Origin of the sequence: Vaccinium witches'-broom phytoplasma str. VAC (genome assembly GCF_000309405.1) — a bacterium.
Lineage (GTDB): Bacteria > Bacillota_I > Bacilli_A > Acholeplasmatales > Acholeplasmataceae > Phytoplasma.
Genome location: NZ_AKIN01000161.1, coordinates 1 through 1361 on the forward strand (window position 1 = coordinate 1; position 1361 = coordinate 1361).

Annotated in this window: 2 protein-coding genes; one reads left to right on the forward strand and one right to left on the reverse strand. The window is 21.4% G+C overall.

Features of this window, described 5'->3' with window-relative positions; genetic code table 11:
* Positions 1-261: 261 nt before the first annotated feature.
* Positions 262-678 carry an Hsp20/alpha crystallin family protein gene (locus RI68_RS02670; protein WP_017193699.1) on the forward strand — a complete coding sequence of 139 codons (417 nt, stop codon included), beginning with the start codon at positions 262-264 and terminating at the stop codon, positions 676-678.
* Positions 679-1158: 480 nt separating this feature from the next.
* Here the strand turns inward: RI68_RS02670 and RI68_RS03725 are convergent, their stop codons facing one another.
* Positions 1159-1344 carry an SVM family protein gene (locus tag RI68_RS03725; RefSeq protein WP_083848784.1) on the reverse strand — a complete coding sequence of 62 codons (186 nt, stop codon included), beginning with the start codon at positions 1342-1344 and terminating at the stop codon, positions 1159-1161.
* Positions 1345-1361 lie beyond the last annotated feature (17 nt).

Below are 1361 nucleotides of genomic sequence, written 5' to 3' on the forward strand. Positions count from 1 at the left end.
CTTTGTTAGTTTGAAAAGATATGAAATTATCACTTAATTTTAAGTTTTAAAGAATAATTTTAGAGACAAAAGTTGTCTAAAAAAACGGAACAGCGCACTTTTTTAAAAAAATTATCATTCACCTCTTGACAGTGCTAGTTTTTTTTGATAGAATAAAAGTGAACTTAAAATAAAAAATAGAAAAATGTTTTAAGTTTCTTCTAAAAGCTTTTTTTAATTTTGTCTTTATATAAAAAATAATATAAAAGGAGTGTTCAATTCATGTTATTTAATTTAATTAATCCAAATCAAGATTTATTTGAAAATTTTTTTGAAGATATCAATACATTAAACCCTTTTGTTAAAACAAACAATATTATGAAAACCGATATTCAAGAACAAGATAAACAATATATTATCAATGTTGAATTACCGGGCTTTAAAAAAGAAGACGTCAAAGTCGCTTTAGAAAATGGTTACTTAATTATTGAAGCCAATAATTCTCATGAAAAAGAAGAAAAAGAGCCTAATTTCATTAGAAAAGAAAGATTTAAAGGTGTTTTTAAACGTAGTTTCTATTTAGATAAAAATTTCGATTTAAAAGAAGTAGAAGGAACTTTACAAGAAGGAATATTAAAATTAGTGATTCCTAAAAAAACTATTAAACAACCGGAAAAAAAATATTTAGAATTAAAATGATAAACAATCGATTAATTCATTTAGATCCTATGATTGATTTTATTGTGGGATATTTTCAAATAATGAATTATATATCATAAAAAAACTAACTTGAAAAAGTTAGTTTTTTTTATTTAGTTAATTGAGGTAATTTTTCTTTTTTAGAAATACGTAATATAAATCTAACATTATATATGATAACAAAAATCATATAAACGATAAAGATCCATCGGTAAAATAATATATATCAACAGAACGTAAACCTTGGTTATTGCTTCATGGTTTTTAATAATAAATCGTTAAAAAGAGAAGAAAAAGAAGTTAAAAAAATCAGGTGGCATGGAAATGCTTGTAAAAGAAGTTAAAATGTTTAAAATTTCATTAGTTAAACAAACCATCATTGATTATTAATTAATTTTGTTAAATTTGTTGATATTTTAGTAAGATTTTCAATTTTTTGAAGATTATTTTGATTATGTCTTTCTTGTGATATTTATTTTTCTACATTAGCTTTTTTGCTTGCATTTTCGCGAATTTTATTGACGGAGTATTACTAGTTCCAAATTCATTATTATTCATCGCCGTTAATTTTTGATTATTTATTATAAATAACAATCCTACAAAGATTATTAAACAAAGATAAATTATTTTAAATTGAACATTAATGAAAAATCTCTTTTTATTTATATTTAATTATTATTTAA